This is a genomic window from Pseudomonas sp. R1-1, from assembly GCF_051132135.1.
GTDB lineage: Bacteria > Pseudomonadota > Gammaproteobacteria > Pseudomonadales > Pseudomonadaceae > Aquipseudomonas.
In genome coordinates this window covers 3753326-3769741 of sequence record NZ_CP071663.1, presented here as the reverse complement: position 1 = coordinate 3769741, position 16416 = coordinate 3753326, and the positions used below count along the sequence as shown (strand labels likewise).

Sequence of the window (16416 nt, the reverse complement as noted above, 5' to 3'; positions counted from 1 at the left end):
AGCTAGCCCTGCTAGCGATTGCGGTGGTTGCGTGATCGTTCCCACGCAGAGCGTGGGAACGATCGGTAACAGGTCGGCGCAATTTTGCAGCTTCCCCCAATCAGTCCCCTCTCCCTCTGGGAGAGGGCTAGGGTGAGGGGCTTTGAGGATCAGCCCCGATTCAGACAGCCACACAATAGGGATTCCTCGGATCATGATTCCAGTCGAGAAAGGGCTTGCCCGTTTCCATCGGCACCATCTCGATGCAGTCCGTCACCGGGCAGGTGATCTGGCACAGGTTGCAGCCGACACATTCGTCGTCGATCACCTCATATTTATGCGTGCCGTCCGCCTGCTTCAAGCTGCCGATCGCCTGGTGTGAGGTGTCTTCGCAAGCGATATGACACCGCCCGCAACCGATGCACGCCTCCTGATCAATCTTCGCAATCACCTGGTAGTTGATATCGAGGTATTTCCAGTCGGTGGTATTGCCCACCGCGCGCCCGGAAAACTCACTGATGTTGGCGTAACCCTGACTGTCCATCCAGCGCGACAAGCCGTCCTTCATCTCCTCGACAATGCGGAAACCGTGAAGCATCGCCGCCGTGCACACCTGCACCGCGCCACTGCCCAGCGCCATGAATTCTGCGGCATCGCGCCAGCTGCCGATGCCGCCAATGCCGCAGATCGGCAAGCCTTGAGTCTGCGGATCGCGGGCGATTTCGGCGACCATGTTCAGTGCAATGGGTTTGACCGCCGAGCCGCAATAGCCGCCGTGGGTGCTTTTGCTGCCAACCGTGGGCAGGGCGACCATGTGTTCGAGGTCGACGCTGGTGATCGAGTTGATCGTGTTGATCAACGACACCGCATCGGCGCCACCGCGATGTGCGGCGCGGGCGGCGACGCGGATATCGGTGATGTTCGGCGTCAGTTTGACGATCACTGGCAGCGAGCAATAGGTTTTACACCAGCGCGTCACTTGCTCGACGTACTCCGGCACCTGACCGACCGCCGCGCCCATGCCACGCTCGGGCATGCCATGCGGACAGCCGAAGTTCAGCTCGATGCCGTCAGCGCCGGTGGCCTCGACCAGCGGCAAGATGTGTTTCCATGATTCCTCCACGCACGGCACCATCAGCGAGACGATCAGCGCACGGTCGGGCCAGTCCTTTTTCACCTGGGTGATTTCGCGCAGGTTGATCTCCAGCGAGCGGTCGGTGATCAGCTCGATGTTGTTGATACCCAGCACTTCCCGGTTATTGCCGTAATGCGCGGAATAACGTGAGGAGACGTTGACCGCCGCCGGGTCTTCACCAAGGGTTTTCCAGACCACGCCACCCCAGCCGGCTTCGAAGGCGCGGACCACGTTGTAAGCCTTGTCGGTGGGCGGCGCGGAGGCCAGCCAGAACGGATTGGGGGCTTTGATGCCGGCGAAGACTATCGAGAGATCGGCCATTTACGCAGCCTCCACGTTGAGCATCAGTTGCGCGTTGATTGCCTCGGCGGCAAGTTTGCCGTGTTGTACGGCTTGCACGGTGAGGTCCTGATCGAGGCTGGTGCAGTCACCGCCGGCATACACACCGGGGATGCTGGTGCGCAGGTTTTCATCCACTTGAATACGCTCGCCCTGGCGTTTGAGCTCGCGCGCCAGCGGGTCGGCGAGGGCGCTGGTGTCGAAGCTCTGACCGATGGCTTTGAAGATCGCGTCAGCGGCCAGCTCGAAGGTTTCGCCGGTGCTTTGCAGGCGTCCGTCGACCAGGTCGGTGCGGGCGAAACGCATGCCGCGCACATGGCCCTGAGCGTCGAGCAGCACTTCTTCTGGTTGCGCCCAGGTCAGCAAACGCACCTGATTGGCCTTGGCGATGTCCTGTTCGTGCAGGGTCGCGCCCATGTCTGCGGCGCCACGCCGATACACCAGATTCACATCCCGCGCACCGAGGCGGGCCATTTGCACGGCCATGTCGATTGCCGTGTTGCCGGCACCGAGGACGATGCAGCGCTCGGCCAGCGGCAGTTGCGTGAGGTCATCGGTTTGGCGCAGTTCGCGAATGTAATCGGTGGCGGCGAGCAGGCCGGGCGCGTCTTCGTGGGCCAGACCGAGTTGCTTGCTGGCGTTGAGGCCGAGGCCGAGGAACACCGCGTCGAATTGTTGATGCAGTTCGCTGAGGGTCAGGTTGTCGCCGAGTTTCTGCCCGTGGCGGATTTCGATGCCGCCGATCTGCAGGAGGAAATCCAGTTCCTTCTGCGCGTAATCGTCGACCAGTTTGTATTTGGCGATGCCGTATTCGTTGAGGCCGCCAGCCTTGTCCCGCGCCTCAAAAATCACCACGTCATGCCCGTGCATGGCACTGCGATGCGCACAGGACAAACCGGCCGGCCCGGCACCGACCACGGCGATGCGTTTGCCGCTGGCGGCGGCGCGCTGGAACGGGTGCTCGGTGAAGTGTGCGTTGTCGACGGCGTAGCGTTGCAGCAGGCCGATCAGCACTGGCGCGCATTCCTGGGCGTTGTTGCGCACGCAGGCTTGCTGGCAAAGAATCTCGGTCGGACAGACCCGCGCGCAACTGCCGCCAAGAATGTTCGCCGAAAGGATTTTCTGCGCCGCGCCGGGCACGTTGTCCTGATGGATATTGCGGATGAACGAGGGAATATCGATCTCGCTCGGGCACGCATTGACGCACGGCGCGTCGTAGCAATAAAGGCAGCGCGAAGCTTCCAGATGCGCCTGCCGGGCATTGAGCGGCGGCGCCAGATCGGTGAAATGCCCGGCGAGGGCGGCCGCGCTTTCGTGCGGGTGGGGGAGGTGGTTCAGGGAGTCGATCACGGTGGTGTGCCTCACGGTTATTTGAGGTTCTCTGCCTCTGTCGGGCAGTGGGTTTCATGTCGTCTGGACTGGCCTCATCGCCAGCAGGCTGGCTCCCACATTGGAGCGCATTCATCCTGAGCACCTGTGTTGGAATGCATTCCTGTGGGAGCTAGCCCTGCTAGCGATGAGGCCGAAGGCCTCGCTTCAGCGCTTGACCGCAGTCGGGCGCTGTTGCTCAGCCCGCTTGCTCAACAAATCAAACACCGCCGGATACGCCGGCCGTTCGATATAGCGCCCGGCGCCGCGTTCGGCGCGCAGGTCGCCGTCGGCCCAGACCAGCCGGCCCTGGCTGACGGTATGGCTGGGCACGCCGCGCACGGTCTTGCCTTCGAAGATGTTGAAGTCCACCTGCTGATGGTGGGTCTTGGCGGAAATCGTCCGCGTACCGTGCGGGTCCCAAAGCACCAGATCGGCATCGGCGCCGACACGGATTGCGCCTTTGCGCGGGTAGAGGTTGAAGATCTTCGCGGTGTTGGTGGAGGTGAGGGCGACGAAATCCTGCATCGACAAGCGCCCACTGTTCACGCCTTCCTCCCAGAGCACCGCCATGCGGTCTTCGATGCCAGCCGTGCCGTTGGGAATCTTGCTGAAGTCATCGCGCCCGGCAGCTTTTTGCTCAGCGCAGAAACAGCAGTGATCGGTGGCGGTGGTGTGCAGGTTGCCGGCCTGCAAGCCATGCCACAGCGCCTCTTGATGCCCGCGCGGGCGGAACGGCGGACTCATCACGTAGCCGGCAGCGGTCTGCCAGTCGGGGTGTTGGTAAACGCTGTCATCGAGCAGCAGATGTCCGGCCAGCACTTCACCGTAAACCGGTTGGCCCTTGCTGCGCGCATAGGTGATTTCGTCGAGGGCTTCCTTGGTCGAGACGTGCACCAGGTACAGCGGCGTACCGAGGGTTTCTGCGATACGAATCGCCCGGCTCGCCGCTTCGCCTTCGACTTGCGACGGCCGCGACAACGGATGCGCTTCCGGCCCGGTGATGCCCTGGGCCATCAACTTGCGTTGCAGGTGATAGACCAGTTCGCCGTTTTCCGCATGCACGGTCGGCACCGCGCCGAGTTCCAGGCAGCGCTCGAAACTCGCCACCAGTGTGTCGTCGGCGGCCATGATTGCGTTCTTGTAGGCCATGAAATGCTTGAAGCTGTTGATCCCGTGGTGGCTGACCAGCTCGGCCATTTCTTCGCGGACCTGCTCGCTCCACCAGGTGATCGCCACATGAAAGCCGTAGTCGGAGGCGGACTTCTGCGCCCAGCCGCGCCACTGATGAAACGCCTCCATCAATGACTGCTGCGGGTTGGGAATCACGAAGTCGATGATCGACGTGGTGCCGCCGGCCAGACCCGCCGCCGTGCCGCTGTAGAAGTCTTCACTGGCCACGGTGCCCATGAACGGTAGTTGCATGTGCGTGTGCGGATCGATGCCGCCGGGCATCAGGTATTGGCCGCTGCCGTCGAGCACTTCAGCGCCGGCCGGAATATCCAGGTTGGCACCGATGGCTTTGATCACGCCGTCAGCGCAATAGACGTCGGCGCGATAACTTTCATCATGGGTAACAACGGTGGCGCCACGGATCAACAGAGACATTCCGAGTTCCTCGCAGGCATGACCGACTGGTGTCGGCTCTAGATGTTTTATAGGTCTTCAGCACAGCAGGGTTTGTTCCTGTCACGGCTGTCAGGAATAGAAACTAGTCGCGATTTTATAATTGAGCAAGATTATTTTTTATAAGCTTAGAGTTGTTTTAAGTTACTGAAAACTAACGATAAAAAACGTAATTCACCAAAATGGTGAGGCCGTTCACCATTTTGACGCACTTGACAGGATGGAAATATGAGCAAGATTTCCTATGTGAAATCAGCCGCTTGAAGTTGAGCTGCAGCGCTTCGCTCACAAGGAAAAAAAGTGCAGTGCACCAGATTGAGTCCTGACAGTTCGAGCAACTTGCCAAGCGTTTAGCCTGAGCGTTCAGACAAGTTTCCGCGGGCCGTCTGGATAAATAATTAAAACTGATGAATATCAGAAAGTTGCAAAGCGTTTAAAGCTCGGCCCTGTCGCCAAGCGGGATACCCGGCACGTTTATTGATGCCGCCGCTGACACCGTGGCCGGTGCACGAAAGTTGTCAGTTCCTCCGGCCATCGACCGGCTCGCACCTGCGTGTGCCAGCCGCCTGATGAGCAAAAATAATCAGAAGAACAGTGGAGCGGCCATGCAACAGATCAGATCGCAAGTGAGCGAGCGCGACGGCTTGTTCGAGCTCGAAGCCGGCAGCGACGTCCTCGACAGTCCCCGTTATAACCACGACATGGCACCGACCAAGGTGCACGAACGCAGCTGGAACAAATGGCACATCACCGCGCTGTGGGTCGGCATGTCGATCTGCGTGCCGACCTATACGCTGGGCGGCGTGCTCACTGCCTATTTCGGGCTGACCGTGGGTGAAGCGCTGCTGGCGATTCTGTTCGCCAACATCATCGTGCTGATTCCGTTGACGCTGAACGCCTTCCCCGGCACCAAGTACGGCATCCCGTTTCCGGTGTTGCTGCGCTCGTCGTTCGGCATTCTCGGCTCCAACGTGCCGTGCCTGATTCGCGCGCTGGTCGCGTGTGGCTGGTTCGGCATTCAGACCATGTTCGGTGGCCTGGCGATTCACCTGTTTCTCGGCTCGGTGTTCGAGGGCTGGAAATCCCTCGGCGGCACCGGCGAAGTGATCGGCTTCATGGTGTTCTGGGCGCTGAACCTGTGGGTGGTGATTCGCGGCGCCGAGTCGATCAAATGGCTGGAAACCCTGTCTGCGCCGCTGCTGGTGGCGGTCGGCATCGGTCTGTTGGTGTGGGCGATGCCCAATGTGTCGATGAGCGAGCTGATGGCGATCCCGGCCAAGCGTCCGGAAGGCGCCAGCGTGGTCGGTTACTTCGCCGCCGGGCTGACGGCGATGGTCGGTTTCTGGGCCACGCTGTCGCTGAACATTCCTGATTTCAGTCGCTACGCCAAGAGTCAGAAAGACCAGATCCTTGGGCAGATCATCGGCCTGCCATTGACCATGTTTCTGTTCGCCGCGCTCGGCGTGGTGATGACCGCTGCGTCGGTGAAACTGGTCGGCGTGACTGTGTCGGACCCGGTCACCCTGATCGGTCACATCCAGAGCCCGGTATGGGTGGCGGTGGCGATGGCGCTGATCATCATCGCCACGCTGTCGACCAACACCGCGGCCAATATCGTCTCGCCCACCAACGATTTTCAGAACATCGCGCCCAAGGTGATCAACCGCACCAAAGCGGTGTTGCTGACCGGGCTGGTGGGGCTTGCGCTGATGGCCCATGAGCTGCTGAAAAAACTCGGTCTGATCGTGTCCGATGTCAGCCTGGAAAGCGTGTATTCCAACTGGCTGCTGGGCTATTCGAGCCTGCTCGGGCCGATCGCCGGGATCATGGTGGTGGACTATTTCCTGATCAAGAAACAGCAACTGGACCTTGCCGGCCTGTATCGCGACGATGTCTATCCGGCCTGGAATGGCGCCGGTTTCATCGCCTTCGGCGTGCCGGTGCTGCTGACTTTGCTGTCGCTGGGCAGCGATGTGTTCAGCTGGTTCTACAGCTACGGCTGGTTCACCGGCTCGGCGCTGGGCGGTTTGATTTATTACGGGTTGTGCGTGTTGCGCGCGCAGCCTTCGGTCGTTAAATCAGCGGTGTAAGTGAGGGCCCCATCGCTGGCAAGCCAGCTCCCACAAGGATTGAGTCGTACACAGATTGTGTGTTCAACCACAAAACCTGTGGGAGCTGGCTTGCCAGCGATGGCGGCCTGAAAGACACCAAAGAAATAGATCGTTCCCACGCTCTGCGTGGGAATGCAGCCCGGGACGCTCTGCGTTCCTATCGGTATCAACACTGAGGAGATCCCCATGAACGCAGCCGTCGACGTTCTGCAATCGACCCATCAGCACATCAACCGCGATCGCCTGTGGGCCTCGCTCATGGAGCTGGCCAGACTCGGCGCCACGGTCAAGGGCGGCGTCTGTCGGCTGGCCCTGACCGACCTCGATCGCCAGGCCCGCGACCTGTTCGTGCAATGGTGCAAGGAGGCCGGATGCAGCGTCACGGTGGATGCTGTTGGCAACATTTTCGCTCGCCGTCCGGGCCGTAATCCCGAGCTGCCACCGGTAATGACCGGCAGCCACATCGACACGCAACCCACCGGCGGCAAGTTCGACGGCTGCTTTGGCGTGCTCGCAGGCGTCGAAGTCCTGCGCACCTTGAACGACCTCAAAGTGGAGACCGAAGCGCCGCTGGAAGTGGTGGTCTGGACCAACGAAGAAGGCTCGCGCTTTGCCCCGTGCATGATGGGCTCGGGGGTGTTCGCGGAAAAATTCACCCTCGCCGAAACCCTGGCCAAAGTCGACGCCGACGGTGTCACGGTCGGTGAAGCGCTCAACGCCATCGGCTACGCCGGTTCGCGCAAAGTCAGCGGACACCCGGTCGGCGCGTATTTCGAAGCGCACATCGAGCAAGGCCCGATTCTCGAGGACGAAAAGAAAACCATCGGCGTGGTCCTCGGCGCGCTCGGGCAGAAATGGTTCGACCTCAAACTGCGCGGCGTCGAGGCGCACGCCGGCCCGACACCCATGCACCTGCGCAAAGACGCCCTGGTCGGCGCCGCAGTGATCGTCGGCGCCGTCAACCGCGCCGCCCTCGGCCACCAGCCGCACGCCTGTGGCACGGTCGGTTGCCTGCAAGCCTATCCCGGCTCACGCAACGTGATTCCCGGCGAAGTGCGCATGACCCTGGATTTCCGTCATCTCGAGCCGGCGCGCCTGGATTCGATGATCGCTGAGGTAAAACAAATCATCGAATCCACCTGCCAGGCCCACGGCCTCACTTATGAGCTCACACCAACCGCGGACTTCCCGCCGCTGTACTTCGAAAAGGGCTGCGTCGAAGCGGTACGTGGCGCGGCACAAGGGCTGGGCCTGTCACACATGGACATTGTCAGCGGCGCCGGCCACGACGCGATTTTCCTCGCCGAACTCGGCCCGGCCGGGATGATCTTCGTCCCGTGCGAAGGCGGCATCAGCCACAACGAAATCGAAAACGCCGCCCCGGATGATCTGGCGGCCGGATGTGCGGTGCTGCTGCGGGCAATGCTGGCGGCTTCGGCGATGGTTGCCGCCGGACAGCGCGCGGCCTGACAAGATTCGATGGCACACACTAACCCCTGTAGGAGTGAGCCTGCTCGCGATAGCGGTGTGTCAGCCACAGATGATCTGGCTGACCTGACGCCATCGCCAGCAGGCTGGCTCCCACAGGGATCTTTGGCGTGCCTGAGCCAGGTGGCCCCCCACAAATCCTGTAGGAGTGAGCCTGCTCGCGATAGCGGTGTGTCAGCCACAGATGATCTGGCTGACCTGACGCCATCGCCAGCAGGCTGGCTCCCACAGGGATCTTTGGCGTGCCTGAGCCAGGTGGCCCCCCACAAATCCTGTAGGAGTGAGCCTGCTCGCGATAGCGGTGTGTCAGCCACAGATGATCTGGCTGACCTGACGCCATCGCCAGCAGGCTGGCTCACCACAGGGATCTTTGGCGTGCCTGAGCCAGGTGGCCCCCACAAATCCTGTAGGAGTGAGCCTGCTCGCGATAGCGGAGTGTCAGCCACAGATGATTTGGCTGATCTGACGCCATCGCCAGCAGGCTGGCTCCCACAGGGATCTTTGGCGTGCCTGAGTCAGGTGGCCCCCCACAAATCCTGTAGGAGTGAGCCTGCTCGCGATAGCGGTGTGTCAGCCACAGATGATCTGGCTGACCTGACGCCATCGCCAGCAGGCTGGCTCACCACAGGGATCTTTGGCGTGCCTGAGCCAGGTGGCCCCCCACAAATCCTGTAGGAGTGAGCCTGCTCGCGATAGCGGTGTGTCAGCCACAGATGATTTGGCTGACCTGACGCCATCGCCAGCAGGCTGGCTCCCACAGGGATCTTTGGCGTGCCTGAGCCAGGTGGCCCCCCACAAATCCTGTAGGAGTGAGCCTGCTCGCGATAGCGGTGTGTCAGCCACAGATGATCTGGCTGACCTGACGCCATCGCCAGCAGGCTGGCTCCCACAGGGATCTTTGGCGTGCCTGAGCCAGGTGGCCCCCCACAAATCCTGTAGGAGTGAGCCTGCTCGCGATAGCGGAGTGTCAGCCACAGATGATTTGGCTGACCTGACGCCATCGCCAGCAGGCTGGCTCCCACAGGGATCTTTGGCGTGCCTGAGTAGGTGGCCCACCACAAATCCTGTAGGAGTGAGCCTGCTCGCGATAGCGGAGTGTCAGCCACAGATGATTTGGCTGATCTGACGCCATCGCCAGCAGGCTGGCTCCCACAGGGATCTTTGGCGTGCCTGAGCCAGGTGGCCCCCCACAAATCCTGTGGGAGCGAGCCTGCTCGCGATGAGGCCAGTCAGTTCAGCGCGAACTCTCAACCGCAGCCATCAAGGCGCACCAAACATCATCGTCCAGTACACCCCTTCAGCGCTGCGTGCTTCGCTGGCGAAGCCGGCGCCGACCTGGGTGAACATCGGGTTCATCAGGTTGGCGCAATGCCCGGGGCTGGCCAGCCAGCCGGCCATGGCCTTGCCCGGTGAACTCTGGCCGGCGGCGATGTTTTCGCCGATTTGCCGGCCGCGATAACCGGCGGCGCGGGCACGGTCGGCGGGTTGGTCGCCGTCTGGGTCGCGGTGGGCGAAATAGTTGCCGTAGGCCATGGCTTTGCTGTGGCCCTGCGCGGCGGCGCCCAATGCCGCGTTCCAGCTCAGGGGCCGTGCGGCGGCGAAGCGCTGGCGGCCACACATCCGTGGACGGGCGCGGGCGGCGTTGACTTCAGCAAGCAAGGCCTTGCCGACGCTGCGGTTGTCACCGACGCGGCTGTCGAGCACCGGTCGCGCCAGCACCACTTGCCATTGATTGCGCGAGCGGCTGACGCCGATGTCGGCATATGTCGCATCGAGCAGCGCGGCGCAGTGCTCGTCGAGCAACTGGTCGAAAGCTTCTTCGGCGTCCTCGGCACCAACCACGCGAATACTGCGCACCGCCGTGGCGGCGTAGCCCGAGGATTTCAGCGCCTCGCGCATGCCGCCGGCGTAGCCATAGCCGATCGGCAGGGCCAGGTTCGCGTTCAGTCGCAACGGTGCCAGACGTTGCGCCGGGCGCCGCTCGCAGCGTTGCGGATGGGCACGATAGTCATTGATCGCGGCCACCAGTTGCCGTTCCGCGCCGGCCTGGGCGGATTGGACAAACAGCGGAGAAAGGATCAGCAGGCACAGCGAAACGAAGCGAGACGAACGAACGGCGTGGCGCATGGGGCGGGCGGCTCTGAAGGGGGGACGGCGCAAAAAGTCGAGTGAACCGCGGAATGCGGCGCGGGTAGGACTGGTGATTCGGACTTGGTTCAAGCGATGGGTGGCGGTTTTGGAGCGGGGCGATAAAGGGCGTGATCAGACAAGATGCGATGTTGCGCTGGATGACGCCATCGCGAGCAGGCTCACTCCTACATTTGAAATGCATTCCCCTGTAGGAGTGAGCCTGCTCGCGAAGGGGCCTTTGAGAACGACTCGACGATCACTGATTCAACACTTCCTGCATCCACTGCAAATACTCGTCCCGCGCGGAAATCGAGTTATGCCCCGACTCCGGCACCACCCGAAGCACCGCCACGCCGGCAGGAAAATTATCCAGCAGACGCTGAGTGCTGGCGCGCGGAATCACCTCATCGTCACTGGCCGCGAGCAGCAACGTCGGCACGCGGATATGTGCGGCATATTTGCCCGACTCGAAGCGATCCTTCAGCAACCACTTCACCGGCACCCACGGGTACTGGCGCACGGCGATTTCTTCGAGGCTGTTGTAAGGCGTCACCAGAATCAGCTGCTGCACCGGCCGCTGGCTGGCCAGGCGCACGGCGACACCCGAGCCGAGACTGCGTCCGACCACGACGATCTGCGGATGATTGGCGTAAACCTGATCGAACAGCGCCAGCGCATCCTCAGCAATCGCCGCTTCTGACGGCGAGCCGTCGCTGTCACCGAAGCCACGGTAATTGAGCAGGTACAACGCATAGTCAGGAAAAGCCTCGGCAAACTCCGGCAGACTGCGCGAGACGTCCTCGGCATTGCCGCCAAAATACAGCAGCGCTCGCGGGCCGTTATGGGCGCGGGTGAGCACCGAAACCTTTGCGTCGGGCATCGACAAGGTCATCCGCGAGTCAGCGCTGGCGACGGCATTGGGCTGCGGGAAGTAGATCAGCGAGCGCTGAAACACGAACAGCGCCGCGCACAACACCAGGTACACAGCGACGAGCAATGCGACGAGTGACATCAAGATTCGGGACATTCGGCTATTTTTAACCGTAAGTGAAGGTAGGCCGTCGCAGTGTAGTCGAGCACGGCACCTGGCCGCTCGCCACACAACCGGCAACAGATCCATGCAGCAGGGGAGCCAGCATGAGCCACACTGAGGGGTATTCCCGCCGCCGCCTGCTCACGCTGGCGGCCGGAGTTTCGGCGGTCTTCAGCCTTGATCGGGCCTTGGCCAGCCGCACGACATCCGCGACGACCGGAGGCCAGACCATGCAGACCCGCGCCATCCCATCCAGCTCCGAGGCGCTGCCGATTGTCGGCCTGGGCACCTATCGCGGTTTCGACGTGGGCCCCGGCGATGCGGTTTACCGGCAGTTGCCGGCGGTGCTCGATGAACTGTTCGGCAAGGGCGGCACGTTGATCGACAGCTCACCGATGTATGGCCGCGCCGAACAGACCACCGGTGAACTGCTGTCGATCCACCAGCCACGTTCGCCAGCGTTTCTCGCCACCAAAGTGTGGACGCGAGGGCGTGAGGAAGGCATCGCGCAGATGGAGCAGTCGTTCAGCCTGCTGCAAACCAAACGCATCGACCTGATGCAGATCCACAACCTGCTCGACTGGCAGACCCACCTGCCGACCTTGCGTGAATGGAAGGAGCAGGGGCGCATCCGCTACATCGGCATCACCCATTACACGCCGTCGGCCTACGATGAAGTTGAAGCGGTGCTGAAGACCGAATCTCTGGATTTTCTACAAATCAACTACGCCCTCGACGATCGCGGCGTCGAGAAACGCATCCTGCCGCTGTGCCGCGAACGTGGCGTTGCGGTGATCTGCAATCGGCCCTTCGGTGGTGGTGGCTTGCTTACGCGGCTCAAAGGCAAGCCGCTGCCGGGCTGGGTTTCCGATGTGCAGGTCAATAGCTGGCCGCAACTGGCGCTGAAGTTTCTGCTCTCACACTCAGCGGTAACCTGTGTGATCCCGGGAACCAGTAACCCGCGCTACATGGCGGACAACGTCAAGGCTGGATTCGGGCCGATGTTGACCGATGCGCAGCGGCATCAGTTGATGGCGTTAATTGATTAGCGCAGCTTTTGCGCAGACCTGGTGGCCCCAAGCCCTCACCCCAGCCCTCTCCCGGAGGGAGAGGGGGCCGACCGAGGTGTCAAACGTCTTGCATCGACGTGAAAAACCGAATCGATCATTGATTCACCGCAGGACATTCAAGTCTGCGCAACCCTCGAACATCCCCCAATCAGTTCCCTCTCCCTTCGGGAGAGGGCTAGGGTGAGGGGCTTTTGAAGGCCTCAGATCATTTCCGGCAACGACGACAACAGCTTGTCCAGCGTAATCGGATACTCCCGCACCCGCGCGCCGGTGGCGTTGTAGATCGCATTGGCCACCGCCGCACTCACCCCGCAAATCCCCAGTTCCGCCACGCCTTTGGCCTTCATCGGCGAGGAAATCGGGTCGGCCTCGTCGAGGAAGATCACCTCTTGATGAGGAATGTCGGCATGCACCGGCACTTCATAGCCGGCCAGATCGTGATTGACGAAAAAGCCCAGGCGGGTGTCCACCGACAGTTCTTCCAACAACGCCGCGCCGACGCCCATGGTCATCGCACCGATCACCTGACTGCGCGCGGCGGTAGGGTTGAGAATCCGCCCGGCCGCGCACACCGCGAGCATGCGCCTCACGCGGACTTCGCCGGTGGCGGCATCCACGGCAACTTCGGCGAAGTGCGCGCCGAAGGTCGACTGCTGATATTTCTCGGCCAGATCGCCGAACTCAATGCTGTCCTCAGCAACCAGCGCGCCGCCTTCGGCGGCATTGCGCAATGGCAGGGTTTTACCGCCAGCGCGTACCTGGCCGTCGACGAATTCGGCCTGGTCTGCCTCCATGCCGAGTTTGCCGGCCACCGCTTCGCGCAGTTTCACGCACGCGGCATATACGCCGGCGGTCGAGCAATTACCGCCGAACTGGCCACCGGAGCCGGACGATACCGGGAAGTTCGAATCGCCCAGACGCACGGTCACATCGTTGAGGCCGACGCCGAGCATTTCCGCAGCAGTCTGCGCGATGATCGTGTAACTGCCGGTGCCAATGTCGGTCATGTCGGTTTCCACCGTGACCTTGCCGTCGCGCTCCAGCCGCACTCGCGCGCCGGACTTGACCAGCAGGTTGTTGCGAAACGCCGCCGCCACGCCCATGCCGATCAGCCAGCGGCCTTCGCGACGCGTGCCGGGCCTGGCTTGACGCTGATCCCAGCCGAACTTCTGTGCGCCAAGCTCCAGGCACTTGACCAGTTGACGCTGGGAAAACGGCCGCTCGGTTTTGACCGGGTCGACCTGGGTGTCGTTGGCAATGCGGAACTGGATGGGGTCCATGTTCAACCGCTCGGCCATTTCGTCCATGGCGATTTCCAGCACCATCAAGCCTGGCGCTTCACCCGGTGCGCGCATGGAATTGCCTTCGGGCAGATCCAGCGGCGCGAGGCGCATGCTGACTCGGCGGTTGGCTGCGGCATAGAGCAACTGACTCGGCTGCGCGGCGAGTTCGACCTTGCCGTCGGCGAGGTTGCCGGACCAGCCTTCGTGGGCAATGGCGGTGAGCTTGCCATCCGCCGTCGCGCCCATGCGAATGCGCTGGATGGTCGCCGGGCGATGGGTGGTGTTGTTGGCCATTTGCGGGCGGGCGAGGGCGACCTTCACTGGCCGCCCGGCCATGCGTGCGCCGAGGGCGGCGAGGATCGCGTCGGCGCGTACGAACAACTTGCCGCCGAATCCGCCGCCGACGTAAGGCGAAACCACGCGCACGTTTTCTTCTGGCAGGCCGAGGGTCTTGGCCACGTCGCCGACCGTCCAGGCGACCATCTGGTTGGAGGTCCACAAGGTCAGGTGATCACCGTTCCACGCCGCCAGGGTCGAGTGCGGTTCCATCATCGCGTGGGTTTGATCGGGCGTGGTGTAGGTGCGGTCGAACTGCACCGGGGCGGCGGCGAAGGCCTTGTCGAAATCACCGTGATCGACATCGGGCAATTCGTCTTTCGGCTCGACGCCCAGGTCGCGGACGCTGGCCAGGTCGAACTTGCCGTCGCTGGTTTCGTAGTCGACCTTGACCAATTGCGCCGCCGCGCGGGCCTGCTCGAAGGTCTCGGCCACCACCAGCGCGACTGCCTGCTGATAATGCTGCACTTCGGGATGGGCGAGCAGGTGCGCGGCGTTGTATTGGCCTTTGTCGAGCTTGCCGGCATTGGCGCCGGTGACGATCGCCAGCACACCGGGCGCGGCTTTTGCCTGGTCGAGGTGAATGGCTTTGATCCGGCCCTTGGCAATGCCGGCATCGACCATGAAACCGTAGGCCTGATTGGCCACCGCTTCGTGTTGCTCGTAGGCGTAGGTCGCCTGACCGCTGGTTTTCAGCGGGCCTTCGATACGCGCGGTGGGTTGGCCGACCACTTTCAATCGGTCGATCGGGTTAGTGGTGGCGGGCGTGTCGAATTTCATGCGGTTTCCCTCGCTTGCGCCAACACCGCGCCGAGCGTGCGCTCGACCAGGGTCAGTTTGAATTGATTGTCGTCGGTCGGTGTCGCGCCTTCGAGCAGGCGCTGGCTGACGGCTTTGGCACCTTGCGGCAGCAACGCGTCGGCGGCTTCGACGCGCCACGGTTTCGGTGCGATGCCACCGACCGCCACGCGGCCGCTGCCGTCCTTTTGCAAGATCAAGCCGACCGAGACCAGCGCAAACGCGTAGGAGGAGCGATCGCGCACCTTGTGATAAATGTGCGTGCCGCCCACCGGTGGCGGCAGGGTCACGGCAGTGATGAACTCGCCGGGCGTGAGGCTGGTTTCGATGTGCGGCGTGTCACCGGGCAACTGATGAAAATCGGCCATGGCGATGATGCGTGTGCTGCCGTCGGGTTTCACCGTTTCAATCTGCGCATCAAGGGCGCGCATGGCAATCGCCATGTCACTGGGATGGGTGGCGATGCACGCGTCGCTGACGCCGATGATGCCCAGTTGCCGCGTGACCCCGCCGATGGCCGAACAGCCGCTGCCGGGGTTGCGTTTGTTGCAGGCCTGATGGGTGTCGTAGAAGTACGGGCAGCGGGTGCGTTGCAGCAGGTTGCCGGCGGTGCTGGCCATGTTGCGCAATTGTCCCGAGGCGCCCGCGAGCAGGGCGCGGGAGAGCAGCGCGTAGTCCTTGCGCACGCGCGCATCGGCGGCCAGATCGGTGTTGCGCACCAGTGCACCGATGCGCAAACCGCCCTCGGGCGTGGCTTCGATCTGATCCAGGCCCAAATGATTGATATCGATCAGATGTGGCGGTGTTTCGATGTCGAGCTTCATCAGATCGAGCAGATTGGTGCCGCCGGCAATGAACCGTGCGCCTTCGACCTGAGCGGCTTGCGCGGCGGCTGCGGCGGGCGAGTCGGCGCGGCTGTAATTGAACGCTCTCATGCCGATTCCTCCGCGACTTCAGTGATGGCTTCGATGATGTTCGAGTAAGCGCCGCAACGGCAGATATTGCCGCTCATGCGCTCCTGCAATTCGGCGGCGATCAGTTGCGGCGGCTCGGTCAGGCTCGGGCTGACGTGGCTGGGGATGCCGTCGCGGATTTCCTTGAGCACCGCCACCGCTGAGCAGATCTGCCCCGGCGTGCAATAGCCGCACTGATAGCCGTCGTGCTTGATGAACGCTGCCTGCATCGGGTGCAGCGTGTCGGGCATGCCGAGGCCTTCGATGGTGGTGACCTCGCTGCCTTCGTGCATCACCGCCAGGCTCAGGCAGGAATTGATCCGCCGGCCATCGACGATCACCGTGCAGGCGCCGCACTGGCCGTGGTCGCAGCCTTTCTTGCTGCCGGTCAAGTGCAGGTGCTCGCGCAGCGCGTCGAGCAGGGTGGTGCGGTTGTCGACGTTCAACTCGCGCGGTTGGCCGTTGACGTTTAGGCTCACTTTGCTCATGGCGGGTTGCTCCAGATTGGCCGCATAGGCCTTGAGGCTGATAAACGGAGGCATCGCATACGCGGTTGCAGTCACAGCGCCGAGGATCAAAAAGCTGCGTCGGGAAATCGTCATGGTTCGATTCCTTGTCTCTCATCAGGCGGCAGGGATCACAGATGGCCCTGTCGGGCGCGCCGGCATGCATGCCAGTCTCGTAAAAAGAGTGACCGCAGGGGAGGGGAAAAGGTTTTGTCGGATTTCGCGCCAAGCGTTATGTGCGCAGTTCACCAATCATCAGGC

The 16416-nt window shown here is 62.3% G+C and carries 11 protein-coding genes; 3 read left to right on the top strand and 8 right to left on the bottom strand.

Going from position 1 to position 16416, the window contains the following annotated elements:
* Positions 1–160: 160 nt before the first annotated feature.
* From preA to hydA, 3 genes are all read right to left on the bottom strand, one after another.
* Positions 161–1435 (bottom strand): NAD-dependent dihydropyrimidine dehydrogenase subunit PreA, encoded by a 1275-nt coding sequence (gene preA, locus J3P75_RS16830; RefSeq protein ID WP_434707516.1) that lies wholly within the window; start codon positions 1433–1435, stop codon positions 161–163.
* Positions 1436–2803 (bottom strand): NAD(P)-dependent oxidoreductase, encoded by a 1368-nt coding sequence (locus tag J3P75_RS16825; protein ID WP_434707515.1) that lies wholly within the window; start codon positions 2801–2803, stop codon positions 1436–1438. It lies immediately after the preceding gene.
* Positions 2804–2989: 186 nt separating this feature from the next.
* Entirely contained in the window at positions 2990–4429 is a 1440-nt protein-coding gene (gene hydA / locus J3P75_RS16820) for a dihydropyrimidinase (protein ID WP_434707514.1), read from the bottom strand.
* Positions 4430–5052: 623 nt separating this feature from the next.
* Between hydA and J3P75_RS16815 the strand changes: the two genes are divergently transcribed.
* On the top strand, positions 5053–6537 hold the full coding sequence (locus tag J3P75_RS16815) for an NCS1 family nucleobase:cation symporter-1 (protein ID WP_434707513.1): 1485 nt from the start codon (positions 5053–5055) through the stop codon (positions 6535–6537).
* Between the two features lie 207 nt (positions 6538–6744).
* Entirely contained in the window at positions 6745–8028 is a 1284-nt protein-coding gene (locus J3P75_RS16810) for a Zn-dependent hydrolase (RefSeq protein ID WP_434707512.1), read from the top strand.
* A 1278-nt stretch (positions 8029–9306) separates the two neighbouring features.
* Here J3P75_RS16810 and J3P75_RS16805 read toward each other — a convergent pair.
* Positions 9307–10173 (bottom strand): CAP domain-containing protein, encoded by an 867-nt coding sequence (locus J3P75_RS16805; RefSeq protein ID WP_434707511.1) that lies wholly within the window; start codon positions 10171–10173, stop codon positions 9307–9309.
* A 259-nt stretch (positions 10174–10432) separates the two neighbouring features.
* Positions 10433–11203 (bottom strand): alpha/beta hydrolase, encoded by a 771-nt coding sequence (locus J3P75_RS16800; RefSeq protein WP_434707510.1) that lies wholly within the window; start codon positions 11201–11203, stop codon positions 10433–10435.
* Positions 11204–11313: 110 nt separating this feature from the next.
* Between J3P75_RS16800 and J3P75_RS16795 the strand changes: the two genes are divergently transcribed.
* Positions 11314–12258: an aldo/keto reductase gene (locus tag J3P75_RS16795; RefSeq protein ID WP_434707509.1), complete on the top strand. Its 945-nt coding sequence runs from the start codon at positions 11314–11316 to the stop codon at positions 12256–12258.
* A gap of 221 nt (positions 12259–12479) precedes the next feature.
* Here the strand turns inward: J3P75_RS16795 and paoC are convergent, their stop codons facing one another.
* The 3 genes from paoC to paoA are packed head-to-tail and all read right to left on the bottom strand — an operon-like array spanning position 12480 to position 16251.
* On the bottom strand, positions 12480–14678 hold the full coding sequence (paoC, locus tag J3P75_RS16790) for an aldehyde oxidoreductase molybdenum-binding subunit PaoC (RefSeq protein WP_434707508.1): 2199 nt from the start codon (positions 14676–14678) through the stop codon (positions 12480–12482).
* On the bottom strand, positions 14675–15631 hold the full coding sequence (locus tag J3P75_RS16785) for an FAD binding domain-containing protein (protein WP_434707507.1): 957 nt from the start codon (positions 15629–15631) through the stop codon (positions 14675–14677). The genes paoC and J3P75_RS16785 overlap by 4 nt, the downstream gene beginning before the upstream one ends.
* Positions 15628–16251 carry an aldehyde dehydrogenase iron-sulfur subunit PaoA gene (paoA, locus tag J3P75_RS16780; RefSeq protein ID WP_434707506.1) on the bottom strand — a complete coding sequence of 208 codons (624 nt, stop codon included), beginning with the start codon at positions 16249–16251 and terminating at the stop codon, positions 15628–15630. The genes J3P75_RS16785 and paoA overlap by 4 nt, the downstream gene beginning before the upstream one ends.
* Positions 16252–16416 lie beyond the last annotated feature (165 nt).

Excerpts from the sequence above, each read along its gene's own strand:
- preA (WP_434707516.1), bottom strand. The coding sequence starts at position 1,435 with ATGGCCGATCTCTCGATAGTCTTCGCCGGCATCAAAGCCCCCAATCCG.
- hydA (WP_434707514.1), bottom strand. The coding sequence starts at position 4,429 with ATGTCTCTGTTGATCCGTGGCGCCACCGTTGTTACCCATGATGAAAGT.
- J3P75_RS16815 (WP_434707513.1), top strand. The coding sequence starts at position 5,053 with ATGCAACAGATCAGATCGCAAGTGAGCGAGCGCGACGGCTTGTTCGAG.
- J3P75_RS16810 (WP_434707512.1), top strand. The coding sequence starts at position 6,745 with ATGAACGCAGCCGTCGACGTTCTGCAATCGACCCATCAGCACATCAAC.
- J3P75_RS16805 (WP_434707511.1), bottom strand. The coding sequence starts at position 10,173 with ATGCGCCACGCCGTTCGTTCGTCTCGCTTCGTTTCGCTGTGCCTGCTG.
- J3P75_RS16800 (WP_434707510.1), bottom strand. The coding sequence starts at position 11,203 with ATGTCCCGAATCTTGATGTCACTCGTCGCATTGCTCGTCGCTGTGTAC.
- J3P75_RS16795 (WP_434707509.1), top strand. The coding sequence starts at position 11,314 with ATGAGCCACACTGAGGGGTATTCCCGCCGCCGCCTGCTCACGCTGGCG.
- paoC (WP_434707508.1), bottom strand. The coding sequence starts at position 14,678 with ATGAAATTCGACACGCCCGCCACCACTAACCCGATCGACCGATTGAAA.
- J3P75_RS16785 (WP_434707507.1), bottom strand. The coding sequence starts at position 15,631 with ATGAGAGCGTTCAATTACAGCCGCGCCGACTCGCCCGCCGCAGCCGCC.
- paoA (WP_434707506.1), bottom strand. The coding sequence starts at position 16,251 with ATGACGATTTCCCGACGCAGCTTTTTGATCCTCGGCGCTGTGACTGCA.